Annotated in this window: 25 protein-coding genes; 3 read left to right on the top strand and 22 right to left on the bottom strand. The window is 39.6% G+C overall.

The genetic code is table 11. The features are described from left to right. Position 1: 1 nt before the first annotated feature. From ACFQRG_RS07565 to ACFQRG_RS07510, 12 genes are all read right to left on the bottom strand, one after another. Positions 2-2,323: a molybdopterin cofactor-binding domain-containing protein gene (locus ACFQRG_RS07565; protein ID WP_380965253.1), complete on the bottom strand. Its 2,322-nt coding sequence runs from the start codon at positions 2,321-2,323 to the stop codon at positions 2-4. After that, the gene (locus ACFQRG_RS07560) at positions 2,320-4,635 is read right to left on the bottom strand and encodes a xanthine dehydrogenase family protein molybdopterin-binding subunit (protein ID WP_380965252.1); all 2,316 of its coding nucleotides are present in this window, start codon (positions 4,633-4,635) and stop codon (positions 2,320-2,322) included. Before ACFQRG_RS07560 ends, ACFQRG_RS07565 begins: the two co-directional genes overlap by 4 nt. Continuing rightward, positions 4,632-5,129, bottom strand: coding sequence for a (2Fe-2S)-binding protein (locus ACFQRG_RS07555; protein WP_380965251.1), 498 nt, complete (start codon positions 5,127-5,129; stop codon positions 4,632-4,634). Before ACFQRG_RS07555 ends, ACFQRG_RS07560 begins: the two co-directional genes overlap by 4 nt. Before the next feature lie 22 nt (positions 5,130-5,151). Continuing rightward, positions 5,152-6,024, bottom strand: a complete 873-nt coding sequence (locus tag ACFQRG_RS07550; RefSeq protein WP_380965250.1) for an FAD binding domain-containing protein — start codon at positions 6,022-6,024, stop codon at positions 5,152-5,154. Positions 6,025-6,077: 53 nt separating this feature from the next. Further along, positions 6,078-6,485, bottom strand: a complete 408-nt coding sequence (locus ACFQRG_RS07545) for a VOC family protein (RefSeq protein WP_380965249.1) — start codon at positions 6,483-6,485, stop codon at positions 6,078-6,080. Positions 6,486-6,525: 40 nt separating this feature from the next. After that, positions 6,526-7,371: a nitrilase-related carbon-nitrogen hydrolase gene (locus tag ACFQRG_RS07540; RefSeq protein ID WP_380965248.1), complete on the bottom strand. Its 846-nt coding sequence runs from the start codon at positions 7,369-7,371 to the stop codon at positions 6,526-6,528. 197 nt (positions 7,372-7,568) lie between these two features. Continuing rightward, a complete protein-coding gene (locus ACFQRG_RS07535) occupies positions 7,569-8,411 on the bottom strand; it encodes an SDR family oxidoreductase (RefSeq protein ID WP_380965247.1) in 843 nt (280 codons plus the stop codon). Positions 8,412-8,443: 32 nt separating this feature from the next. Then, positions 8,444-8,893: an SRPBCC family protein gene (locus ACFQRG_RS07530; RefSeq protein ID WP_380965246.1), complete on the bottom strand. Its 450-nt coding sequence runs from the start codon at positions 8,891-8,893 to the stop codon at positions 8,444-8,446. A 38-nt stretch (positions 8,894-8,931) separates the two neighbouring features. Further along, positions 8,932-9,582, bottom strand: a complete 651-nt coding sequence (locus tag ACFQRG_RS07525; RefSeq protein ID WP_380965245.1) for a cyclase family protein — start codon at positions 9,580-9,582, stop codon at positions 8,932-8,934. A gap of 183 nt (positions 9,583-9,765) precedes the next feature. After that, a complete protein-coding gene (gene mug / locus ACFQRG_RS07520) occupies positions 9,766-10,269 on the bottom strand; it encodes a G/U mismatch-specific DNA glycosylase (protein WP_380965244.1) in 504 nt (167 codons plus the stop codon). 181 nt (positions 10,270-10,450) lie between these two features. Continuing rightward, positions 10,451-10,891, bottom strand: coding sequence for a CoxG family protein (locus ACFQRG_RS07515; RefSeq protein WP_380965243.1), 441 nt, complete (start codon positions 10,889-10,891; stop codon positions 10,451-10,453). Positions 10,892-11,066: 175 nt separating this feature from the next. Continuing rightward, positions 11,067-11,369: an LSm family protein gene (locus tag ACFQRG_RS07510; RefSeq protein WP_380965242.1), complete on the bottom strand. Its 303-nt coding sequence runs from the start codon at positions 11,367-11,369 to the stop codon at positions 11,067-11,069. 331 nt (positions 11,370-11,700) lie between these two features. Here ACFQRG_RS07510 and ACFQRG_RS07505 point away from each other — a divergent pair, with 331 nt between their 5' ends. Continuing rightward, positions 11,701-12,510: a DUF2935 domain-containing protein gene (locus ACFQRG_RS07505; protein WP_380965241.1), complete on the top strand. Its 810-nt coding sequence runs from the start codon at positions 11,701-11,703 to the stop codon at positions 12,508-12,510. A 52-nt stretch (positions 12,511-12,562) separates the two neighbouring features. Here the strand turns inward: ACFQRG_RS07505 and deoC are convergent, their stop codons facing one another. The 6 genes from deoC to ACFQRG_RS07475 all read right to left on the bottom strand — a co-directional run bounded on the left by deoC (position 12,563) and on the right by ACFQRG_RS07475 (position 19,498). Continuing rightward, entirely contained in the window at positions 12,563-13,237 is a 675-nt protein-coding gene (gene deoC / locus ACFQRG_RS07500) for a deoxyribose-phosphate aldolase (RefSeq protein WP_380965240.1), read from the bottom strand. 19 nt (positions 13,238-13,256) lie between these two features. After that, positions 13,257-14,561 (bottom strand): pyrimidine-nucleoside phosphorylase, encoded by a 1,305-nt coding sequence (locus ACFQRG_RS07495; protein ID WP_380965239.1) that lies wholly within the window; start codon positions 14,559-14,561, stop codon positions 13,257-13,259. Between the two features lie 225 nt (positions 14,562-14,786). Further along, positions 14,787-15,734 (bottom strand): sugar-binding transcriptional regulator, encoded by a 948-nt coding sequence (locus ACFQRG_RS07490; protein ID WP_380965238.1) that lies wholly within the window; start codon positions 15,732-15,734, stop codon positions 14,787-14,789. 85 nt (positions 15,735-15,819) lie between these two features. Next, complete coding sequence (locus ACFQRG_RS07485) at positions 15,820-16,806, bottom strand: NAD(P)H-dependent flavin oxidoreductase (RefSeq protein ID WP_380965237.1); 987 nt, start codon at positions 16,804-16,806, stop codon at positions 15,820-15,822. A 225-nt stretch (positions 16,807-17,031) separates the two neighbouring features. Beyond that, positions 17,032-17,883, bottom strand: a complete 852-nt coding sequence (gene purU / locus ACFQRG_RS07480) for a formyltetrahydrofolate deformylase (protein ID WP_380965236.1) — start codon at positions 17,881-17,883, stop codon at positions 17,032-17,034. Between the two features lie 130 nt (positions 17,884-18,013). Beyond that, on the bottom strand, positions 18,014-19,498 hold the full coding sequence (locus tag ACFQRG_RS07475) for a PAS domain-containing sensor histidine kinase (RefSeq protein ID WP_380965235.1): 1,485 nt from the start codon (positions 19,496-19,498) through the stop codon (positions 18,014-18,016). A gap of 252 nt (positions 19,499-19,750) precedes the next feature. Here ACFQRG_RS07475 and ACFQRG_RS07470 point away from each other — a divergent pair, with 252 nt between their 5' ends. Further along, the gene (locus ACFQRG_RS07470; RefSeq protein ID WP_380965234.1) at positions 19,751-20,809 is read left to right on the top strand and encodes a M20/M25/M40 family metallo-hydrolase; all 1,059 of its coding nucleotides are present in this window, start codon (positions 19,751-19,753) and stop codon (positions 20,807-20,809) included. Between the two features lie 90 nt (positions 20,810-20,899). Further along, a complete protein-coding gene (gene queF / locus ACFQRG_RS07465; RefSeq protein ID WP_380965233.1) occupies positions 20,900-21,394 on the top strand; it encodes a preQ(1) synthase in 495 nt (164 codons plus the stop codon). Positions 21,395-21,446: 52 nt separating this feature from the next. Here the strand turns inward: queF and ACFQRG_RS07460 are convergent, their stop codons facing one another. The 4 genes from ACFQRG_RS07460 to ACFQRG_RS07445 form a co-directional block, all read right to left on the bottom strand. Continuing rightward, positions 21,447-22,061: a C39 family peptidase gene (locus ACFQRG_RS07460; protein WP_380965232.1), complete on the bottom strand. Its 615-nt coding sequence runs from the start codon at positions 22,059-22,061 to the stop codon at positions 21,447-21,449. Positions 22,062-22,120: 59 nt separating this feature from the next. Continuing rightward, complete coding sequence (locus ACFQRG_RS07455) at positions 22,121-23,140, bottom strand: hypothetical protein (RefSeq protein WP_380965231.1); 1,020 nt, start codon at positions 23,138-23,140, stop codon at positions 22,121-22,123. 67 nt (positions 23,141-23,207) lie between these two features. Continuing rightward, positions 23,208-24,401 carry an LL-diaminopimelate aminotransferase gene (locus ACFQRG_RS07450; RefSeq protein WP_380965230.1) on the bottom strand — a complete coding sequence of 398 codons (1,194 nt, stop codon included), beginning with the start codon at positions 24,399-24,401 and terminating at the stop codon, positions 23,208-23,210. A 263-nt stretch (positions 24,402-24,664) separates the two neighbouring features. Continuing rightward, on the bottom strand, positions 24,665-26,014 hold the full coding sequence (locus tag ACFQRG_RS07445) for an L-cystine transporter (protein WP_380965389.1): 1,350 nt from the start codon (positions 26,012-26,014) through the stop codon (positions 24,665-24,667). Between the last annotated feature and the right edge of the window lie 11 nt (positions 26,015-26,025).

Genomic DNA, 26,025 nt, shown 5'->3' with positions numbered 1-26,025 from the left:
CTTAACCCTTCACCATTGACCGGCTCACAAGATCACAAAGCTGTGAAGGTTTTACAGGAATTTTACTAAGCTTAATATCAAATGTTGACAAAGCATCCTCAACTGCGGATTGAATGACCGCAGGAACGGGAATTGTACCGCTTTCACCCGCACCTTTAATTCCTAACGGGTTTAATGGAGAAAGTGTTTCAATATGATCTATTTTCATATCCGGGATTTCGCATGCTGTTGGCACAAGATAATCCATTAAACTGCTTGTTAAAATTTGACCTTGATTATCATAGATAATTTCCTCATAGAGAGCGTTGCCTAAACCATTGGCCACCCCTCCCTGAATTTGCCCTTTGACAACAAGAGGGTTTAACATACGCCCATTATCATGTACTGTTGCATAATTAAGAATCTTTATTCTATAAGAATCAGGATCAACCTCGACAACTGCTAAATCTGCCATTGATGTCACAGCAGCGGCTTTTGGAGAAAAGTATTCTGTCACCTCAAGACCCGGCGAAACTGGAAAAGAAAAGGTTGACCCGGGAATAACACCTCTTGCCTGATGTGCTAACTCTCCTAAATGAATTTTATAATCGGTATCTCTTATTTGAATATAGCCGCCAGTCAATTCCAGATCATCAATGTCTGTATCCAAAATATTTGAAGCAATTTTTAAAGCTTTATTTTTAACCCTAACCGCAGCATTATAGACAGCGCTTCCAACGACTGTTGCAACGCGGCTGGCAAAGGTCCCCGTGGCATATGAAATCAATGCTGTATCCCCTTCACGCACATTCACCTTTTCCAATGGTATATTAAATACTTCTGCCGCAATCTGGGCAAGCGTGGTTTCGTGACTTTGCCCTTGTGTTGCTGCCCCGGTATGAACAGAAATATCTCCGTTAACTTCGATCCGGACAGTAGCGCCTTCAAAAGTTCCGTATCCTGTATTTTCAATTGATGATACGACGCCAATGCCTATGAACCGGCCTTCTTCAAGATATTTTTGCTGCTGATGACGCCAATGATCATATTCCCCAAGTTCTGTAACTCTCTCAAGAAGTTTCTTAAAATCCCCGCTGTCATAAATTTGCGGACTGCCATCTCTTGCTTTTAATCCCGTATTGTATGGAAATTCATTTTTTTCAATGAGATTTCTTCTCTTTATTTCGACGGGATCAATACCTAATTTCTTTGCCGCTAAATCAAGAAGCCGATTTAAAATGAGTGCCGCTTGAGGCCGTCCGGCACCGCGAAATGGCGCAAGCGGAACTGTGTTTGTATACAACACCCTGGCTTCACATAAGTAATTAGGTACTTTATAAGGCCCTGGGATCAGTGTTGCTGTCATAATGGGAACAATAACGCCCCATGGGACGTATGCACCTGTGTTAGCCAGCATCTTATCATGAACTGCAATAATTTTTCCTTCGCTTGAAATACCAAGTGTCGCCTCATGAATCTGTTCGCGTTCATGGATTGAACTCATTAAATGTTCCAACCTGTCTTCAATCCACTGTACCGGTGCGCCTACTAAACGGGCAGCCCACGGAATGAGAAAATCTTCAACGTAAAAAATAGCTTTTGCCCCAAATGCACCGCCGACATCAGGTGCGATAACACGGATTTGGTTTTCCGGTATATTAAGAAGCTTTGCTAAAATATTGCGCATTTCATGTTGACTTTGGGTGGCCGCATGAACTTCAAGCACCGGTTCAGGGCCAAGCTCTTTCCATTCAGCCATCAATCCCCTTGTTTCTATAGGCAAACAGCTGACCCTGCCAATCTCAAAACGATGCGATACGACGATATCGGCTTCTTGCATTGCTGCCATAGCATCCCCGGTACTTTTATTAAATTCAATAGCTAAATTGGACTTAAGATGTTCATGAGCCAATGCTGCTCCTTCTAAATCAGCATCTTCTAACTTAGCAACAGCTGGCAACGGCTCATATTGAACAGTAATAAGGTCCAGGGCGTCTTCCGCTATGTATCTTGACTCGGCAATAACCATGGCAACAGGTTCACCGACATGATGCACAAATGGATTAAAAGGGCGTTGTGTCACTCCTGTTAAATCCGGCTGGGGGAATATTAAGGGTAAACACGGAAGTTCAGAAGACCCGTCCGCTCCAAATACAGCAACGACACCCGGCAGTTTTTTGGCTTCTTCAAAATTTATATCAGTAATTTTTGCGTGAGCATGAGGGCTTCTTAGAAACGCTGCGCTTAATGTCCCTCTTTTTTGTAAATCAGCAATATAGCATCCATGTCCTCGAAGTAACCTCGGATCGTGCTTTCTTTTTAATGCTTTTCCTAAATAATTCATGATCTCGCCTCCGGGGGTACTTTACTCTTTTTTCCGTTTCTTATGACTTCTCTAACCATGTCCGGACGAATTGGCAAGGAAATAATTTCAATTGAATATTCTCTGAGGGCATTCATGACTGCATTGGCTATTGCCGGGGCAACCCCGACAGTTCCTCCCTCACCCGCACCCTTTACACCTAATGGATTTAAGGGGGAAAGTTCATTTTCATAAATATTTATATTAACTTCAGGGACTTCTTTTGCAGTGGGAATCAAATAATCCATAAATGTACCAGATAATAGCTGGCCCGTTTCATCATATTTCAATTCTTCATAAAGCGTACCGCCAAGTCCCTGAGCCATACCGCCGATCAGCTGCCCGCCAACGAGAGACGGGTTAATGGATCGTCCAACATCATAAGCAATTTGATATTTGTTAATCTTTATTTTTCCTGTTTCCAGGTCAATTTCCACTTCAGCTGCATGAACGCCGTAAGGATAAGTCATATGATCCGTAGAAAAAGTATACTTTTCTTTTAGTTGAATGCCTTTTTTATAACATTCAGAAATCAATTCTTCTATCGGTATCAGTTTAAGCTTATTTTCTGTATGCATAACGGACTCGTCGCTAAGATTTAGTTGATCTGAGGAAATGCTTAAAAGTTTCGAAGCTGTGTCCAATAGTTTATTTTTAAGCGACTGTGAGGCATACCATGCCGCTGAACCGCCGACGACGGTTCCCCGCGTTGCAAATGATCCATTCCCTTTTTCTACCTTATCGGTATCACCGTGTATAACCTTAATTTTGTCATATGGGATGCCTAATTGTTGACTGCATATTTGCGACAGCATTGTTTTCATTCCCTGACCAACATCAGCAAGTCCGGTTTTACAAAACGCATGGCCATCCTTTGATATTTCGACTTCACAAAACTCCCATGGTCCAAGCCCCGACTTTTCTACAAACATAGCGAATCCTAGTCCCAACAGCCGCCCATCTGCTTCTGCAAGCTTTCGTCTTTCTTCGAAGTTTTCCCACTGAACGGCAAGGCGTGCTTTATTTAAAATAGATTGATAGTCGCCGCTGTCAAACTTAATCTCTTGACCGAGGGCATAGATACCGTTAGTGTAAGGCATCTGATCTTTTCTGATAACATTTCTTTCCCGGATGACCGTGGGATCAATTTTTAACTCCTGGGCGATCATATCTATAATCCTTTCACGTACAAATGTGCCTTCAAAACGCCCGGGCCCCCGATACGTTCCTACCGGTGTCTTATTCGTAGCAATAACATGGGTCACAATTTCTAAAGCATGTATATCATACGGACCAGGCAGCATGCCTTGTGTCAGCTCCGGTACAGTAACACCGTGTGTACGAATATAGGCACCTGTATCTACAAAAATTTCATCCCGAAAGGCAAGAATGCGTCCCTTTTCATTAAAGCCTGCCGTTACACGATGTTTTTGTTCACGGGAATGATTGGTTGTTTTCATATGTTCCAGCCGGTCTTCTATCCATCGTACCGGGCGGCCGATTTGCATAGCAGCATAAGGGATTAAGTAGTCTTCAGGATAAAATTCGCCGCGGACACCAAAGCCTCCGCCCACATCTGTTTCAACTAACCTGATGTCAGCCATATCTTTTTTCAAAAGTTTTGCCAGCACCTGATGATTAAAATGGACAACTTTAGCTGCCCCATACACCGTAAGATGATGATCCGGTTCCGGAGCAGCGACCAATCCCCTTGTTTCCAATGGTACACCTGAATGGCGCTGGATAGTTAATTCTTTTTCCAAAACAAATGGACATGCCTTTAATTGATTTTCAAAATTGCCTTTTTTCGAGTGAATGACAAATAAATCATTACTGCCAATGTCAGGATGAAGCAAAGGAGCATCTAATTTAATAGATTGATAAACATCTATTACAGGAGGCAGAGGGCTGTACTGAATGTTAATTAAGTCAGCTGCATCCTCTGCGGCATACCTGCTTGTTGCCACAACCAAAGCGATTGGTTCGCCGACATAGCGGACTCTTTCTTTGGCAAGAGGATATTGCAGGGCATAATTCAGTGATTTTTCCGGTGACAATCGCATCGGTATTGGCGGAAGATCATCGGGAAGGTCAGCTGAAGTTAAAATTTTTAAAACACCCGGACTTTTTTCAGCGGCCTCTTTATTAATTGAAATAATGTTGGCGTGTGCGCGGGTGCTGCGGACAACAACAGCTTCACATTGGTCAGCCAAATTAATGTCCCCGACATATTTTCCATTTCCCGTTATTAAGTTGGGATCTTCAACTCGCTTGACACCTATACCGATGGTCATGCTTTCACCTCCCTTTGTGCATTTAAAACTTTTGCCGCATATTCAATCGCATCGATAATATTCTGGTATCCTGTACAACGGCACAAGTTACCGGAAATCGCCTCCCGGATTTCTTCCCGTGATGGATCAGGATTCTCTTGTAACAGATGCAAAGCAGTCAGTAAAAACCCCGGCGTACAAAAACCGCATTGAAGACCATGCTTTTCCCAAAATCCTTCCTGCAGCGGATGGAGCGAACCATCACTATTAGTCAGCCCTTCAACCGTTTTTATTTCCGCCCCTTCAGCTTGAACGCCGAATAACAGGCATGACCTGACAGGACGGCCGTTCATTAAAATCGTACAGGCACCGCAAATACCATGTTCACAGCCAACATGAGTGCCGGTTAATCTGAGCTCATCCCTTAATACATCAGAAAGAAGCATTCGGGGTTCCACTGATACGGTATATTCCTTGCCATTTACCTTTAACGAAATAGTTTTCTTATTTGTCATTATCTCACCTCCCCTTTGAAAACTAAACCTTTGAAGCCCGTCTTATTGCACGCTCCAGTACTCGTCTGGAAAGTGTCTTACTTAAATCTTTTCTATATTCCGCAGTCGCATGAATATCCGGCTCGGGATCTATCAAGTCTTCGATGATATTTGCGGCATCTTTGATAAGGTCATCATCCGCTGTTTTTCCAATTAGTTGATCAGTTACTTCGTCAAGGACTACCGGTATTCCGTCAACCCCGCCTAAAACAAGCCTAGCCTCTTCAACTTGGCCTGAAGCGTCCAGTGTGACGGCAGCTGAGGCTAAAACAATAGCGAAATCACCGCTTCTTAATGTAAATTCCTCAATGGCTTGACCTGACCGGGGCTTTGGAAGCGGGATTTGAACCGAAACCAGTATTTCATTCGGTTCAATCGTTGTCGTTAAATAAGTTAAAAAGAATTCATCGGTCGATAAAGTTCTCTCTCCTTCATTTGATGCTAAAGTAACCGTTCCATTTAATGTTGTTAGTATCACAGGCAGTTCAGCTGTCGGATCAGCATGAACAATACTGCCGCCTATTGTCCCCCTTGAACGAATTTGGGAATGACCAATCAGCTTAATTCCCTCGGTTAACAAAGGGCAAGCGTTTTTTACCTCCTCAGAATTTTCAATCTGGCAGTGGCGTGTAAGTCCGCCGATAATCATTTCGTCTTCCTTTAAACGAATATAATTTAACTCCTCTATATTATTGATATCTATTAAAATTTCAGGACGTGCCAAACGCATATTCATCATAGGTACAAGACTTTGGCCGCCGGATAATATCTTTGCATCAAAGCCGTACTTGTCCAGTAATACAAGTGATTCTTTAAGTGATTCCGGATTATAATAATCGAATACTGCAGGTTTCATAGCAACACCGCCTCTTGGGGTTAATTATCAGCGCAAACGCTTAAAGGGTATAATCACTTCTTATGACAAACAAATTCACCTAAAACGCCGCAAAGCGCATCCCGGTGCAAAAAACTTATCATTGTATTTCCCGCACCTTTTCTAGGTTCTAAGTCATTAACAGGAATTTTTTGTTTTAAAATTCTATCCCATTCTTTGTTCACTTCGTCGACCTTAAACGCTATGTGTTCAATACCTTCTCCATGTTCCTGTAAAAAATCCCATGCGGAACTGCCTGGTTTAAGCGGTTGGATCAGTTCAATTTGAACATTTCCAATAGGTAAAAAGGCAATGGTTAACAGACCGTCACCATAATCCTCAATGTGGTCAAGTTCTGCCCCAAGCGTGTCACAATATTTATTAATCGCCAGTTCAAGATTGGCAACAACAATGCCAATGTGATCGATTTGTTGTACAGCCACTTTTTTTCACCCTCATGATCAAAATTAAAACAAAATAGTATTATTTTCCGACTGGTTGAAAATAAGATTCAGGCCGCCGATCCCGGAATAAATCATTCTTTGAACCTACTTTTTTATTTCTTGATGCCTCGGGTTCCAAGTCGGCTATCAGACAGTCGGCACAATTTTTTGAAGCTGGACCGGCGGCAACGATTGAACCGGAATCAATAATTAAGCTTGAACCTAAATAACGGACATCATGTTCATGCCCAGCCCTATCTGCACAGACTATGGCCAATCGATTACTATACGAATGGGCGACAGCCAAATAATTGGCCAGACAAAAACCTCTATCGTCCCAAAGTATCTTTTTGCCAATTGAGGTCCAAGTCGTAGGAACGAGCAAAACATCACAGCCTGCTAATGCTATTGAACGCACCGCTTCCGGAAACCGCAGGTCATAGCATATTAACATGCCGACTTTTATGTCTAAATCAGGTAGGGAAAATACCGGAAAACCAAAATTTCCCGGTGATAAATACTTCTTTTCCCAGTCAAATAAATGGACTTTCCGGTAATGGCCTATATAGCCATCAGGTCCTATTAATATAGCAGTATTGTAAATATCATTATTATCCCGCTCTAAAATGCCGCCAACAATATAGCCATTGTAAAAAGAGGCAAGCTCCGACCAGCAGTTATAACTTTCACCTTTTAACGGTTCGGAAAATGTTAATACTTCGTTTTTGTTTTTCATGACATATTGGGAGTTGGAACACTCTGGCAATACAACAACTTTCGCACCTTTTTTGAACAGATCTTCTATTGCTTCTCTATTTGCCTTGCGATTTTGGTAAACGCTTTCAATGCCTGAGAGATTTTTTGACTGGACAATTCCAAATTTCATAGGAAATATTGTCCTCCTTTATGAACACAACATTAACTGTTTGTTTTTCTTTTAAATGATTTAAATGATTAATGGATGAAAGTATAAGTTCACTATAGGTGCTCCTTCGCCGGTGAATATTCAACGGCGGATCACCACTTCTCGTCGTAAAGCCGCAAAGAAGCTGTTTCAAGGAATTGTTTCTTTGCCATTGTCATTTAAGGCTTACCGGTCGGCAGGTTTTCTTTACTTTTTTGCTGTTTTCTGTCCAGAATGTTTTTCATTTGTCCGCCGTCGATATTAACAACTGAGTTATGAACAAATGCAGCACAGTCAGAGGCTAGAAAAGCTACGACATTTGCAACTTCTTGCGGCGTGGCAATTCTGCCAAATGGCATTGATTTATCCGCAGCCTCGTTTGCTTCCTCAATACTAATTTTCATATCCCGGGCATAAGCTTCAGTTAAAGATTCCCAACGGCCTGTATCAACCGGTCCGGGATTGACACAGTTAATTCTTATATTTTCGTTACCATATTGATTGGCTAATGCAGACATGACAGCCAGATCAGCTGCATTAACAGCTGTACCTGTTAATTCCCACCATGAAGGCTTGACACCATCATTTCCTACGACATTAACGATAACACCTTGCTTTTGTTTTAGAAATTGCGGGATAGTTGCTTTTGCCATCCGTACATAACCGCGGAATTTCAGTCCCATCGCAAAATCCCAATCTTCCTCTGTAAGATCTAGTAATAACCCGCCGGGTGCAGCACCTGCACAATTGACTAAAATATCGATCTGACCATAATAACTTACTGTTTGTTGAACAGCTTTTTCAGCGCCAGCTTCATTTTGTAAATCAGCAGACACGGTTAAAATTTCAGCGCCGGGAACCTCGCTTTTTAATAATTGTTCCGCTTTTTGCAAATCTTGTTCGTTTCTTGCTGCAATAGCGACTTTTGCTCCCTCTTTTAATAAAGTTAAAGCCGTTTGACGTCCAATTCCTTTACTTCCGCCGGTAATTAGAGCCACCTTTTCTTTTAATTGCAGATCCATTTGATCACTCCTTAAAATTTGTTATTTTTTTGTCAGCCAACCTGTTCGTGCTTCACATTTTTGGCGATCTTCTTAAAAAAGTCTTTAACAATCATTTTGGCAATCCCTGATAGAATCCTTTGTCCTGTACCTGCAATGAGTCCGCCTACCTTTGCTTCGCCATCATACTTAATAATGGTTTTTGGTGCTTGATACTCCAAATTAACAAGAGCATCTCCTTCTACAAATCCCATAGAACTATTTGCACTGATCATTAACCGGTATTTATCAGGCTTAGATTTATCTAGGATTTTTATATCTGCCTCATACTTCCCCCTTACAGCCGCAATTCCAAGTGTAATATTTGCCTTATAGTGATCAGTATCAGTTTCTTCAAGTGACTTACAGCCAGGCGTTGCTTTTTTTAATACCTCAGGGTCATTTAAAGCTTTCCAAACCTCTTCTTGTGTTGCTTCTACATAAACTTCACCTTTTACATTCATCTTTTACGCCTCCTTTTAAATATGTGTTCAAAAACCTATCAGTCAATTTTTGCAACCACTCGTGCCGGCGAACCATCCCCCCCAACAACAGGGAGCGGAAAAGCTATTAAAGTAAATTCCTTGGCATTAATAGAATCAAGATTAAGAAGATTTTCGATTAATGGGATTTCAGCGCCTAAGAAGATAGGATGATTCGGATAAGGCGGTGCCCCGTCTACAGCAAAATCTAATCCGAGGGCAATAATCCCGGAATCTCTTAGCCATTTCGCCGCTTCCTTTGAAAGATAGGGATTATTCTTATAAAGATTTGGCGTATTCCAATAATGACAAGCCCAATCTCCCCATAAAATCACACGTTTGTTACGGATAAGCTCCTCGCTTAAACCGCCGACTGTTTTTAATTCTTCTAATGAAATTTCATGACCGGGTCTAGCAATTTCACGTAAGTCAGCTAAAATAGCCGGTCCTATAAAAGTTTCAAGAGGCAATTCAGCGATTGATTTTCCATCGGAGAAAAAATGATAAGGTGAATCGATATGTGTCGCAGTATGAATACTGAAAACTACTTCGGTGTTAGATCGTTTCTCTACTTCATGTGTCGTTATTGGCTTAAAAGAAATACGGGGATGACCTTCAAGCGGTTGCACCTCGGTTCCCCATGGCATTGTTAAATCTACCAGTCTGGACATTTTAATTTTCCCTCCAATATGTATTGGGATTAAATGAATTCTTAAAAAACTGGGTATTAGCTGAGCCAAATTGAAATAAAGGATTTAAATGACTGATTATTCCTATTAATTAAAATTGTAAAATACATTATATATAATGTGAAATACATAATTTTTATCATCTCATAAAGTTTATGAATAGGATTATTCTATAAGATTTCTCAATTCCTTATAAATGGAAACAATCTCATCCAGCTTCATTCGTACAAGTCCGCTCGATGACGGTGCAACAAAATCAATCACACCTTCAACCTCCTGTTCATCTTGAATACCCCATGCAACGCGACGTTCTTTCTTGTATTGCTGATAAACACCTTTTCCGACAAAGCAGACAATCTTTGGACGGTATTTTTTAATTTTTTCCTTAAGTTGAACCCTGCCGATTTCGTAGTCTTCTTTAGAAATATCGGCTGCTTCCTTCGTCGGCTTTTGAACAATATTCGTTAAGCCCAAGCCGTAATGAAGCAGCTTGTGATCTTCTTCCGGCTTAAGTTTTACCGGAGTTAATCCTGATTGATAAAGGATTGTCCAAAAACGGTTGTTTGGGTTTGCATAATGGTGCCCGGTTTCTCCTGAACGAATGCTTGGATTAAAACCAACGAATAAAATTTTTAAGTTTTTCTTAATATGATCCGGAATGGGACCCATTGTATTAACCTCCAATTTAAATTAATTAAATATAAAATACGATTGTTTATTGTATAAATTAAATACTTCAAAATCAAATAAAAAAGCCGAATCCCGGTATGGGAAACGGCAAATGTCAATTGTAAAACCATTTATCCTTTTTGAAATTTTATCAGATTAGTGCCCTATAAGCTTGTAAATCCTAAAGTGTCCTTGCATTTTTGGCTATTTTTTTAAAAAAGTCTTTAACAAACATCTTAGCAATACCTGATAAAATCGGCTTTCCGGCTTTCGCGATAAATCCCCCTGCTTTTGCTTCTCCGTTATACCTTATAATCGTTCTCGGTGCTTGATATTCCAATTTAACTATAGTATCTCCCTCAACAAATCCCTTAGTACTTTTTGCATTCAAAATTAGCCGATATTGATCAGGTGCGGATTTTTCAAGTATTTTCATATCCGCTTCATAGTTCCCTTTGACTGCCGGAATACCGAGCACAATATTAGCTTTATAACGATCCGGAGCGACTTCTTCCAGGGATTGACACCCCGGCGTTGCTTTTTTTAAAGTATCCGGATCGTTAAGGGCTTTCCAAACCTTTTCTTGAGGTACCTCGACAACTATTTCTCCGTTTATATTCATTTTTATTTATCCCACCTATTATCATCATGTAGTTATATTAAATGTGAAGTCGTTAAATTTTATAACCTGTAAGTATTAATACAGAAAATTCCCTCATTATACATGTCTGTAAAGTAAAAAACCGCGGAATAGTATTCCGCGGGGATATGGACTCGTGTTTTTGTATTGCTCATCCTTACCAAAAGTATGGGAACGGTCGAAAGGCGTAAATACTTCCAAGACCCACACCTAATAATCCGCCAGTAAATCCACCGGCAAATCCGCCGGCAAATGCACCGGGAAATCCCCAAGCAAAGACGCCATAAGGAGGGCCGTCCTGGCCTTGGTATCCATCAAAACCATCGAAAGGACGAAGATAAACGTTCTCACGGTCTACAGAATGAACAATCCCCCGGTGGATAGTACCGTCATGACAAACGATTTCGCAAGGTTTATTGATGTGTTGGTTGCATTGATTATAGAAATGATCAACAGACACCTTAATACACTCCTTTCCAGCACTCAAAAGAAAGGATAAAAAATCTTTCTTTACAGTGTCAGTTCTGCTAGTCTTTTCATCTAACCTTGGCACAAAATTTTAAATTCAAGAAGTCAAAATAGAAGGCACATCTAAAAAAAGATCTTTATGGCATAACTTATTAAAATTCATCAGGCAGCAAAGTTTTCTATATCACTAGCTTATGGCTTAACTATAAAATAATTGAGGGCGCTTTAATGGAGGCAAACGTTGGTTTTTTTAAAAACATGTTTATATAAATATTTTCATAAACATTTAAGAGATGCATCAATGAAGAGAGGGTGACATAACTGTGGCCGGTTTTCGGGAAGTTTGTCTATTTGAGCATCGTTTTTGGTTACAGGTTCTTGGTGATCATTCAAGATTTATTTATGGCGCTTTATCACCAAATGAAAAAGAACATGTTCAAACAGCACAACAGTTCATAAAAGCATTTGATCAATTATTGGAGATGGCAAGATCGTCACCATCAAATGAAGAACTTCAAATACTTACCAAACAAGCAGATAAATGCGCTAAAGACATTCGTTCTTTCAAATTAGAATTAATTAAAGAACACTTAACCAATCATTTAATGATTCATTTAACCCCTACCTTTTTAAATCACATGGTTAACGAAGTCGAAGAGTATATTAGAGTCCTTGAATTTTTAGTGAAAGATGAGACACCCCCGTTAGTTCATGAGGTCCATCACCATCTTGTATGGTTAATGGATGCCGCAGGGCATGCTGATTCAATAAGAGTCTCATTAGACGAAAGAGAATATATTCTAAAAGATAAATCGGATAAATTCACAAAAACATTTGAACATTTTTATTTAAGAGCCGTTGAAATGGCCGGGTATTTAAGATCATACGTACAGGAGTTTCCCGCACTAAACCGTTTTAACAACCTGGTTGATATTGAAATGAAAGTATTTAAAGAGTTCTTACTTGAATTAGAGGAAATGGAACTGAAAGGTGAAGTTCTTGATGTCATATCCCCTTTGATGGCCGATCATATGGCAAGAGAAGAATGTTATTATTTGATAAAATTAGCCGAATCCAGGGGACTTCAAAAGCCTGATTGTGATCCGGCTAAACCCAGGGTTACAAATTTATAAAAAAAATGGTTGGCTTTCATTTAATACTGACAGCCAACCATTTTTTCAGTTTTTAATAGTCTGTATTTGATGCTTCACCTTTTACAATGGCAACGCCTGAGCTTGCCCCGATCCGTGTTGCGCCGGCTTCTATCATCTTTTGCACATCTTGATAGCTGCGGACGCCTCCGGACGCTTTAACACCAATATCCGGTCCTACAGTTTTACGCATTAGAGCTACATCTTCAGCGGTTGCGCCTCCCGTAGAAAAACCGGTTGATGTTTTTACATAGTCCGCCCCGGCACGCACTGCGATTTGACAAGCGCGAACTTTCTCTTCATCTGTCAGTAAACAGGTTTCAATAATGACTTTTGTCAGAGCTTTCCCTTTTGCGGCATCAACGACCGCTTTAATATCTTTTTCTACAATGTCATCTTGCTTGCCTTTCAATGCACCAATATTAATGACCATATCTACTTCAGTTGCACCATTATCAATGGCATTTTTGGCTTCGAAAGCTTTTACTTCCGGTGTTGTTGCACCTAAAGGAAAGCCGATAACTGTACATACTTTAACTTGTGTATCTTTTAATATTTCATAGGATGTTTTAACCCAGGCAGGGTTCACACATACAGAAGCAAACTGATATTCTTTAGCTTCTTCAGCAAGTTTAATAATGGCTTCTTTTGTGGCATCTGCCTTTAATAATGTATGATCTATTATTCCAGCTGCTTGTTTGTTGCTCATGTCTATTTCCTCCTTAGTGTTACTCTTTAATTTCATCATAAATTAATGTTGGCCGCTCCACATGCTCATGTGTTATTGAGTAGGACTCATAGATACGCTTTATGACTTCATTATTTTCTTCACTATTACTGTGAATCGTAACAATTGGTTCTCCCTTTTTCACATTGTCGCCGATTTTTTTATGAAGAATAAGACCAACGCTTAAATCAATGGTTGATTCTTTTGTAGCCCGGCCCGCTCCAAGAAGCATGGCCGCCGTTCCAATGCTGTCTGCTTCAATTTCTGATACAGTCCCGTCAACTTTTGCTTTAACTTCAAAAGTATATTTTGCAGTCGGCAATTTTTCAGGCTGATCAACAACGGAGGCATTTCCGCCTTGTGCGGCTAAAAATACTTTGAATTTTTCAAGCGCCTTCCCATTGGCGATGACCTCTTCTAACATTGCTCGTGCAGCTTCAGGTGTATCAGCCTTCTCAGCTAAGCAAACCATATGACTGCCAAGCGTTAAACAAAGTTCATGCAGATCACGCGGACCGTGACCTTTCAGTGTATCAATAGCTTCCTTTACCTCTAACGCATTACCAATAGCAAATCCAAGGGGCTGATTCATGTCGGAAATAACAGCCATTGTTTTACGTCCGACGTTTTTGCCGATTTCAACCATTGTTCTGGCTAGTTCTTTTGCATCTTCTAAATTTTTCATAAATGCGCCTGCGCCGACTTTTACATCAAGACAAATCGCATCCGCACCTGCAGCAATCTTTTTACTCATAATAGAGCTTGCAATCAGCGGAATTGAATTCACTGTCGCTGTCACGTCGCGCAATCCATAAATCTTTTTATCGGCAGGAGTTAAATTTCCTGACTGCCCAATAACCGCAACTTTGTTTTTATTTACTAGATCATAAAATTGTTCATCGCTGATCTCAGTATGAAATCCATCAACAGACTCCAATTTATCAATTGTCCCTCCGGTATGCCCTAATCCGCGGCCTGACATTTTCGCCACCGGTACTCCAACAGCCGCAACCAGCGGTGCAAGGACAAGCGTTGTTGTATCACCAACTCCGCCCGTACTGTGTTTATCAACTTTAATACCTTCAATGGCTGACAAGTCCACTTGGTCACCGGATTTAACCATTGCCATTGTGAAATTTGCCGTTTCGCCTGGCGTCATGCCTTGAAAAAAGACAGCCATTTGAAAGGCGGACATTTGATAATCTGGGATGCTTCCGTTTGTATAGCCTTCAATGATAAAATTTATTTCTTCTTGACTAAGTTCTTTCCCGTCACGCTTCTTCTCAATTAAATCTACCATCCTCATTCAAAAACACCCCTGTTCATTTTTTTATGTAACTCAATTGATGAACATTATCATTTAATCTTTACCAACAATATAACAAACAATTGAACATATGTAAATTAAACAATGATCAAATGTAAAAGTATAAATTCAAAAAAGGCTAATCCCAAAATCATGCTGCTTGGAATTAGCCTATCCATTATGAGTATTATTCTTTCAACATAAAAAATGTTTTTGAACAGCGCACTAATCGTTTTCCTTATCTAATAAAAATTTTGCGGTAAATTGGTCGGTTGCTAAAACATTGGCATATCCGCCTTTTATTGCTGCATGGATAGCGTCAATCTTTTTCATGCCTCCCGCAGCGAGAACGGATTGCTCCTTCTTTTTGAGATGGTTTAATTCAATGCCAATCGTCCGGTTGTTTAAACTTTCACTGCATATATGACCTTCACGATCAAAAAACCTTGAACATATATCCCCTACAGCGCACGAATTAATTACCTGAAGGTCTTCTTCGCTCAAATACCCCAATCGAAACAGTAATGAGTCAGACACGATACCGCCGACTGTAAAAACAGCAATATTTGCGTTTTTGCCCATCTCTAACAGCTTATGAATATGCTGATCTGCCTCAATTGTTTTCTTGACTACCGGATGGTCGACGATAGCTGGTAAAGGCAAGTAATGGGGTACTGTATCATAGGCCTTTCCAAAAAGATCGACAACCTCTGAGGCATAAGTATTTATTTCAGAATGGCTGACGCCGCCCTTTAATTGAACAACCTTTACACTTTTTACCGGTTTGTGTTTAAGTTCTTTGGCGATATGATATACAGTCGTTCCCCACGTGACCCCGATCACATCATTATCTTTTACAGTTTCATATAAGTATTTAGCAGCTAATTTTCCAATCGATTGTTTGACTGCATGATCCTCATACTCCGAGACAGGGGCAATTAAAACCTTCTTTAAATGAAATCTTCGTTCAAGTTCAAGCGCTATTTTCTCTAAGCTTTCTGAAGGATCAACAATTTCAATTCTGACAATCCCCTGTTCTTTAGCTTGTTGAAGAAACCGGGAAACAGTAGGACGGGAAACCCCTAGTTTTTTCGCGATTTCCTGCTGATTATAGTCTAATTGATAATATAATTTGGCTGCTTCAATAATATTACTCAATTTATCTTGTCCCATATCTTCACCTTTACAATTTTACTAATGTTTAGTTTAACATTAATTTTTGTAACATAAAAGATACAGGCCAAATCAATGGTTATTTTCAGGCTAAATTAGGTCTTGAGCGCTCAGGTATCAATGAGGCTAACGCTTGATCGTATTCATTCTTAAGTTCCTTAACTAACTCTTTAACGGGTACCACCCGATTAATTGTACTTACCCCCTGACCGGCGGACCATATATCTTTCCAAGCCTTTGCTTTAGGCTGATTTATTTTAGAAAAATCTACGGCGTCCTTTTTCTTAAGATGAGACGGGTCAAGACCGGCTTTCCGAATACTTGGGATAAGATAATTACCGTTAACGCCGCTGAATGCGTCCGTATAAATCAGATCTTCTAGGGAGGATTCGATCAACATTTTTTGATATTCTTCACTTGCAAAACTTTCTTGAGTAGCAATAAAGCGTGTTCCCATATAAGCCAAGTCGGCACCAAGCGCCTTTGCAGCCAGAATATCTTGCCCATTAGATATGCATCCGGAGAGAATTGTAATACCATCCCAAAACTCCTTAACAGCTCCTGTGAAAGCTATTGGATTAATGGTACCCGCATGCCCACCGGCACCATCACAAACGAGAATCAGGCCATCCGCCCCAGACTCGGCGGCTTTTCTGGCATGAACCAGACTGCTGACATCAGAGAAAACAAGACCGTTATACTGATGGACGATATCAATAACAGTCGTTGGTTTCCCAAGGGACGTAATGACAATCGGCGGCCGGTATTTCTTAATCAGCTCTAAATCTGCCTCGTATCGTATATTCGTCCGATGTACAATAAGATTAACCGCCCATGGTGCAATCCGCTGTTCAGGATTTTCCCTGCGTATTTTCTCAAGCTTCCCATTAATTTGTTCCATCCACCCTTCTAAAATATCAGTTGTACGTGCGTTTAGAAGAGGAAATGAACCAATTATCCCAGCTTTACAGCTTTCAATAACCATCTCCGGACTGGAAACAAGGAACATTGGCGCTGCAATAACGGGCAGCACAATTTGATCGGTCAGCTGTTCAGGCAATTTTTTGATCATTTTTTTCATCCTTTCTTAAAATTGATTTCACACATGGTTGTCTCATATAATTTATCTTTCACTTCCAATGAAACTAACCGGTTAGTATTTTATCTACATTTATTATAACAGTTTTCCCGCAATGATGAATAATCAAATAAGTATATTTACTTCTAAAGCAAATTAAGAAGAGCCGTTCTATTTATAAACGGCTCTTAATCTAAATTTTCATGTTGTAAGATAACTTTAACGGAATACGATTGTTTTGTTGCCATGAACCAAAACTTGGTCATGTAAATGCCATTGTACTGATCTGGCCAGCACCATTCTTTCTACATCCCGCCCGATCCGTTTTAAATCATTAACCTGATGACGGTGGTCGACGCGTTGAACATCTTGTTCAATAATAGGACCTTGATCCAGTTCCTCAGTCACATAATGGGCAGTAGCACCAATAATTTTAACCCCGCGTTCGTACGCTTGGTCATATGGTTTTCCTCCTACAAAGGCCGGCAGGAAAGAATGATGAATGTTAATGATTTGATTTTTGTAGCTTTCAATCATTTGCGGAGGAATGATTTGCATATATCTTGCAAGGATAATCGTATCAACTTTATACTTATCTAACAGTTGCAAGTGACTGTTCGCCGCTTCATGACGAGTTTCCTTTGTTACAGGTACATGATAATACGGAATCGCAAACGGCTTTACAACAGACTCTAAATCTTTATGGTTACTGACAACCAATGAAATATCCGTAACCAATTCTCCTATTTTCCACCGCCATAGTAAATCTTGTAAACAATGATCTTCCTTGGATACAAATATAGCTGTCTTTTTTCTCTTAGCAGTGCTTTCGATCCGCCATTCCATTTCAAAATGCTTTCCTATTTCGGTAAACTGTTCTCTTAAACTTTCAATCTTATCATCCAACTCTTTCAATTGGAATTCAATTCGCATAAAAAATATTCCGCCTTCCGGATCAGTTGAATGTTGATCCGAGTGAACGATATTAGCTCCATGTTCAGATAAAAAACGGGAGACGGCTGCTACAATACCTGGCCGGTCTTGACATGAGACGAGTAATCTTCCTATCATTTCTATAAATTCTCCTATTCCTTCAACAATTTTTATACAATTTAACCTATTTCCTCAGTTTTTGCAACTGTTAGAACAAAGTGAATTTAGACCCCTTCCATTTGCGGAGAGCAACGATTTTTTATTTCTCCTAATTATCCCCGTCTTTCTCTGGTGATAACAGTGTAGGCAATGTTATATCTACTGTTGTTCCTTTCTGAAGCGTGCTTTTTACATTCATTGTTCCTTGATGGCTTTGAATAATTTTTTGACAAATCATCAGACCAAGACCTGTTCCTTTTTCTTTTGTACTATAAAAAGGCTCCCCTATTTTTTCTAAGCGGTCCGGCGGTATGCCGACGCCTTGATCAATGATCCGAATTAAAATACGATCTTCTCTAATAAATCGAAGTTTTATAAAAATCTTACCGCCATTTTCCATAGCTTCCAAGGCATTTTTTATGACATTAATAAATACTTGTTTCAATTGGTCCGGCTCACATTCAATTTCTAAAAACTCTATTTCATAGTCAGTAAGGATTTCGATATTTTTCATAATCGCTTGAGCATTTAATAATGTGACGGTCCGGTTTAAGAGATAAATAAGATCTGTTTTTTCAGTTTGAGCTACCTGAGGTTTGGCAAGAATAAGCAAATCGCTGACGATATTTTCGATACTGTCCAGCTCTTGAAGAATAACCCGTACATAGCGATTCTCGGTCGAGCTTTCCAACAGCTGAGTAAACCCTTTGATGGCGGTTAACGGGTTACGAATTTCATGTGCAATACCCGCAGCGAGCTGACCGACAACAGTTAATTTTTCCGCTTGCTGCAATAACTCTTCCGCCTTTTTTCTTTTTGTAATATCCCTCATAACAACTTGTATTGTTTTCCTATCCTTATCGCTTGTTGGGATAAATTTTACCTCGACCTGGCGTGTTTCATGGTCGGTTCTTAAAATGCGAAGATCTTGAACTTCAACCGGGTCATTCGTTTTCTTAATGATAGATAATTGTTCTGACAACCGGTCATGTTCCTTTGGATGAATATAGTCATATAAAGTTTTACCAATGACTTCACCCGGTCTGGTCACGCCTAATAAACGTTTTGCACCATGATTGATATATATCCAGTGTCCATCGTGTGTCATAATACCAATAGTATCTTGAGAGTGTTCCACTAAAAGGCGGTATTTTCTTTCACTGTCATGTATTTCTTCCTCTGCCAGCTTTAATTCTGAGATGTTTCTTGTTATACACAAAAACTCATTTTGCTTGTCTTCATCCTGGAAAAATGTTGATTCAACCCATATGTAATCCCCTTCATGACGCCTTAAACGGAATGACAGTTTTTCACCTTGAAATGATTTGTTTATTGTTAAGTAATTTTCAATATTCAGGCGGTCATTTGGATGAATAAAATGAAAAATTGGTTTGCCTTGCAATTCATAAGGCTCCAAGCCAATGAGATTTTTTGCCGCTTGTGAAGCGTAAATAAATGCACCATTATAACCATCATCACTTAATATATGTCTCGAGATCATGTCTGAAAAATATTTTGTAAAGGTAAGAAAATCCCCAGCTTCTTGATCTAAATATTCATTGCTTACATGCTGCGGATCTTTCTGAATATTCATTAGCAAATCCTCCATCATATAAAGCTGATAAAGTAAAACTTCCATCAGGGGTGTTACAGTCCGTTACTCACGCCTAAACTTCAGCGCTGGAACGTAAGTTTTGAGGCGAAAGTCTTACGGACGGTTTCACCGGGATAATATAATAAGAATAAGTATAAAGCATTAAAAGAAAAATGTATTTATATAAAGACTTTTTCAAACTTATGTTACCATAAGAGTGATCGTAATGCTTAATAAAAAGGAGTGAATAATATGAATGAAAAATCCAGGCAATTTTTATTGGATTTATTATCAACCCCATCACCTTCAAGCCAGGAAGTTGAGATTCAAAAAAAATGGCTGAATTATATTAAAGACTTTTCTGAACGTGTGGAAACGGACGCAGCAGGAAACGTCATTGGCTCTATAAATCCCGATGCATCTTTTAAAGTTTTATTAGCAGGTCACTGCGATGAAATCGGTCTGGTGATTAATCGGATTGATGAAAAAGGTTTCTTATACTTTGATAAAATGGGCGGCATTAGTCCTAAAGTTGCTGTAGGAATGAAGGTTAATGTTCTAGGCTATAAGAAAAAGTTAACCGGTGTGATCGGGGTTAATGCGGAACATCATGGCGGTGTTAAAGAAGATTTAGAGTTTGAGGATCTATACATAGATTGCGGTGCAAAAAATAAAGATGAAATCGCTCAATATGTTCAAATTGGTGATCTTGCTGTTTATACGCGCCAACCTGAATGGCTGTTTAATGACAGGTTAAGCGGCCGCGGCCTTGATAACCGGACTGGCGCTTTCATTGTTGCTGAAGTTCTCAGACGCTGTTCTGAAAGAAATCCGAAAGTCGGTGTTTATGCCGCAAGTACTGTTAATGAAGAAACAAATATGGGCGGTGCCTACTTCGCAGCAGCCGGTATCAAACCGACAATGGCCATTGCCTGCGATGTGACTTTTGCGACAGATTATCCCGGCGTCAACGTCAATAAATACGGAGATGTCCGTCTGGACGGCGGTCCGGTTCTGGCAAAGGGGGCACCGATTAACTATAAAATTAATCAATTATTAGAAGATGCGGCACAGCGTCTTAACATGTCATTGCAATATGAATTAACCCCGCGCCAAACCGGAACGGATGCCGACAAGATGCGTTTAACAGGTGCCGGCGTGCCAATCGGACTCGTATCACTTCCGCTTAGATATATGCACTCCCCGGTAGAGACAGTCAGTTTGAATGATATAGAGTTAGAAATTGAACTGCTTGTTGATATGATTGTCAATCTCACCGGAGAAGAGAGCTTAAAACCTATTGACCTATAAACTAAACTCGCCGATTGGCGAGTTTAATTATTTTTAGTATAATTGTCTTTAGTAAATTCCCTGAAAAATATTCATGAAGGAGATAAATACGTGACAGAACGAAATAAGCAAACAGAAGGATTAACACTTTTAGGAAATAAAAAAACGGAATATATTTTTGATTATGACCCGGATTTACTGGAGTCATTTGATAATGTCAATACTCACCGCGACTACTTTGTAAAATTCAATTTTCCGGAATTCACAAGTCTATGCCCGATCACCAACCAGCCGGATTTTGCAACGATATATATCAGTTATGTTCCCGATAAATTAATGGTCGAGAGTAAATCGTTAAAACTATATTTATTCAGCTTTAGAAATCACGGGGACTTTCATGAAGACTGCATGAATAAAATTGCCGACGATCTGATCAAACTTATGGATCCAAAATATCTTGAAGTCTGGGGAAAGTTTACACCGCGCGGAGGCATTAGCATTGACCCCTATGTTAACTATGGCAAAAAAGGAACTAAGTGGGAAGAAGTCGCTTTTAACCGTTTAGCGAACCATGATATGTATCCGGAAAAAATTGATAATCGATAAAAAAATAATAGGCATTTGCCAAATTGACTGGCGAATGCCTTATTTATAACTGCTATCGATAGGAAATTGCCTGCCTGCCCATTTGTTCCCAACCTTTAATAAATTTTTCGCGATCTACTTTTTTATTTTTTTCATTTTCCAAAGGATCATTAAAATAAACGAACTGATCGTCATATCCGGTTAAAACGACGGCATGTTCTTTATATGTAATTTGCAGCGTTCCTTCAGGCGTTTGCCATGTTTCCCAATATTCTTGCGGTAAAAAGTCGAACCAAGTGTTATTGATGGCCCAGACAGGTTTGCCGTCATCCAATTGATTTAAGACACTTTGAAATCCTTGACCGCTTAAGTCAATGATTCTATCTTTCAAATATTCACGGGCCAAATCCGCCACTGGTTCGTGATATACACCAAGACCCGGCGTTTCAAAACTGTACATATCCCCTACAAAGCCTTTATTAGGATGACCAAAATAGACTTGACTTTCCTTTTTTTCATAAGGGGTCGGGTCCCTTCGAATGTCTTTTGCCAGCTTCATCTTATCAGCTTCAACACCTGCATAATGAAGAACCATGGCCAAACTTGTTACTTCACACCCCCTGGGCAGCTCAGGCATCTGTGAAATTAATGGCACGTCTAAGAGATCTTTATTTTCCATTTCATTCATTATATTTTCCTCCCTGTGACTTTATTGATATATTTCAAACAAACGGAAGTTCTGTCATTCTACATCTTAAATAATTTCTCCAGTCCGGGATTATTTTGAATCATGATGTGTTGATATTGTTTTTGATACACATTTGCAGAATGTAAAATTAAGGTTGCCCGGCTTAACAATTTATTATATTTTGACATTGCGTCATTGATTTCCTTTGTATATAGAAGAATTTTTTTCAGATCTATGCATTGTTCATCTAAATTGAAGGTCTTATCAAGGGGATGGATAGGTTCGAATCTATGCGGATCCATCCCGTCAATAATAGCCAGATTCTGATTAGAAAGGTAAAGCATATCGGCATCATTTGAATATAGCGGGCAATGATAACGGATAATGGCTTGATTTAACTGCTTTATTTTATTTTCTAAAACTTTAAGACAGTAAGAGATTCCGGTTCTGTAGTGTCCTTTCAAAATAACCTTTTGCTTAATATCTCTAAAAGGAAGGGTTAGATGAAACAAAGATTGAGAGCGAAAATAACAAGACTGAATATCCTTTTCTTTATTTTCTTCCTCATCAAGTAATGGAGATACCCATAGATACAAATCATTTATAAACTTTTGAATTTGATCCGGGTCGGTCGCTTCATCATAAATAGTGTAAATATTGTTCAAAGTATTCTTTGCTTCAATAAAAGTTTTTTGGGCTTGAGTTAATCTTTTCTCTTTCTCTTCAGCCAAAAAAAGAATCTGTTTATGCTGACTTTCTGTTTTTAAGTCCATTAAATCAACATATTCTATGTGTTTGAAATCATGTTTAATTTTTTTGAAAATCTGTTCAATTACAACGCCGGTTTTCTTTTCAACCTCAAAAAAACCGTTAACAGTTTCCGGATCGATTGGGTTTAGTAAAAGAACCAGCTGATTTTCATTTTTATCAGAGTAATACTTATAAATGTCCGACTTTGGACAAAGCACATCCTGTTTAACCACAAGCAGATGCTCAATCGCATTTAATAAAAATTCAGGAATGAGTACCTGTTCAGGTGCACAAATACTTTGTGAAACAATCTCATGGTGAAATAACATGATGCACCCTGCCCTCCTCCAGTCTCTCTTTCATGGATACTATATGCGATGAAATAATGATTTGTCATTAATGTTTTTCAAAGATCGTTTTAGAGAAAATAATACCGCTTTCTTTGATCCTTTCTATGGCAAGGCGCAGCTTTTCCTCTGATTGTACCATTGCAATTCGAACATAACCTTCACCGTTTTTGCCGAATGCAATGCCGGGTGTCACAACAACTCCGGCTCTATCAATCAATTCATAGGCAAATTGCTTTGATGACCACCCTTCAGGAATTTTGGCCCATATAAACATAGTTGCCGGCGGCGTGTCTACATGCCAGCCAATCTCATTTAATCCATTAACCAGTATATTCCGTCTGCGTTCATAAATCAGAGCCTGTTCAGATAAAAAATCGCTGTCATCTTTCAGAGCCGCGACAGCCGCTTTTTGAATCGGCGAAAAAACTCCGTAGTCTAAATTTGATTTAAAGCTGGCAAAATCGTTAATAATTTTCGGATGGCCCGCAACATAACCAATTCGGCATCCAGCCATATTAAAGCTTTTAGACAATGAATTGAATTCAACACCAATGTCTTTTGCACCTTCTGTTTCAAGAAAGCTTACAGGACGCCTTCCATCAAAAACCAATTCAGAATAAGCAAAATCATGAACGACCAAAATTTGATGTTTCTTTGCAAAAGCGACGATTTCAGCAAATAAATCATAAGTCGCAAGCGCCGGAATAGGATTCCCTGGAAAATTTAATATCATCATTTTTGCCTTTTGCGCAATCTTTTCGGGAATCTTGGAAAGGTCAGGCATAAAATGATTTTCTTTTAAAAGCGGCATTGGGCAGAAGGCAGCCCCCGCTGCTTTAACACCTGCTTCATATGCCGTATAACCGGGATCGGGAACTAGAATAATATCCCCTGCATCAGCAAAAGCCATCGGCAAATGAACAATCCCGTCCTGGGAACCGCCGAGCATAAGGACCTCCTTATCTGCATCAAGGTCAACATTAAAACGCTTTTTGTAATAATAAGATACAGACTGATTAAATTCCCGGGAACCTGTCATAGTATATCCGTATTGTGAAGGGTCTTGAATATTTTTTATTAAAGCCTCCATGATGAATGGCGGCGGTGAAAGATCTGGACTTCCAATACTTAAATCGATCATATCAATACCCTCTGCTTGCTTATTTTTCTTATATTCCGACAGTTCACTGAAGATAAGTTTCTCAAAAGCTTGTACTCTTTTAGAAGTTATGAAATCCATTGTTTCTCCTCCTTCATCCATTCAATTTTAATTTTAGCACAATTCATATAGTGAAACTTCCATCGGTGGGGTTTTTTTCATCCCCCACTGATGGTTAGTTGAACTTATCGGGGTGTTAGAGTCCGTTATCTCCCGCCTAAACTTCCGCGATTAAACTTAAGTTTTAGGCGGGAGTCTTACGGACGGTTACACCGGGACAAAAAATAAAGGAATACATAAAAAGACTGCCGATTTATTCGACAGCCTTGATTAAAACGTTTAGTTTACGCTCCGATTTGTTGCTTTGTTTCGGAAGTATAAATTTCTGTATCTAACTCTTTCGTTACCTTGCTTGTTAATATACCGGATGTCATGCTTCCGCTGACATTCAATGCTGTACGTCCCATGTCAATCAATGGTTCTACAGAAATCAGCAAACCGACGATTGCAACAGGGAGATTCATTGTTGATAGAACGATGAGCGCTGCAAACGTTGCACCCCCTCCGACGCCGGCAACACCAAATGAACTTATGGCGACAACAACGATCAGCGTCAATATAAACGAAGGGCTTAACGGATTAATCCCAGCAGCAGGCGCGACCATAATCGCAAGCATAGCAGGATAAATGCCGGCACAGCCATTTTGCCCCATGATCACGCCGAATGACCCTGCAAAGTTGGCAATGCCTTCCGGAACGCCCAATTCTTTTGTTTGTGCTTTAATATTTAGCGGTAAAGTTCCTGCGCTTGAACGCGACGTAAATGCAAAAGTTAAAACCGGTATGACTTTCTTAACGTATTTTGATGGACTTAAACCTGAAATTGTAATGAGCAGCAAATGGATAAGAAACATAACAATTAAAGCGACATAAGAAGCTACAACAAATTTTCCAAGTTTCCAAATTGCATCTAAATCACTTGTTGCTCCTACTTTTGTTATTAATGCAAGGACTCCAAACGGCGTCAAACGCAAAATAAGAGTAACGACCCTCATAACGATAGCGTACAGAGCATCAACAATTTTTGAAAATAATTCGGCATGTTCAGGGTCTTTTCGTTTCACCCCAAGAAAAGCAATGCCTAAAATGGCGGCAAAAATAACAACTGCAATTGTTGAAGTCGGGCGTGCCCCTGTTAAATCTAAGAATGGATTTCCCGGCAGCAGCTCCAGAATTTTTTCAGGCAGTGTCATTTTAGCATCGCCTAATTTGCTTTGAATTTGTTGTATTTGCGCTGTTTCTGCACTGCCCTGGTGAAGATTAATCCCTTCTAAATGGAATGATAATGACGAAGCGATACCGATTGCAGCAGCAATAGCTGTCGTCCCTATTAAGAAGACAATAATCAATCCGCCGATTTTCCCAACGCCTTTAGAAAATTTTAATCTTGTAAATGAAGCGAGAATTGAAATAAATACTAAAGGCATAACAACCATCTGCAGTAATTTAACATAACCTACACCGGCTATATCAAACCAGCTGACAGACTCTTGAATGACCTTAGACGTTGCACCATAAGAGAACTGCAGAATAAGACCGAAGATGATACCTATTCCTAACGCAGTAAAAACACGTTTGGAAAATGAAACATGCTTCTTTTGCATGTAAAATAGCACTGAAATAAAGACAAGCATGATAATGATAT

Origin of the sequence: Scopulibacillus cellulosilyticus (assembly GCF_042665295.1) — a bacterium.
Lineage (GTDB): Bacteria > Bacillota > Bacilli > Bacillales > Sporolactobacillaceae > Scopulibacillus_A > Scopulibacillus_A cellulosilyticus.
This window is presented reverse-complemented; position numbering and strand designations above follow the sequence as displayed.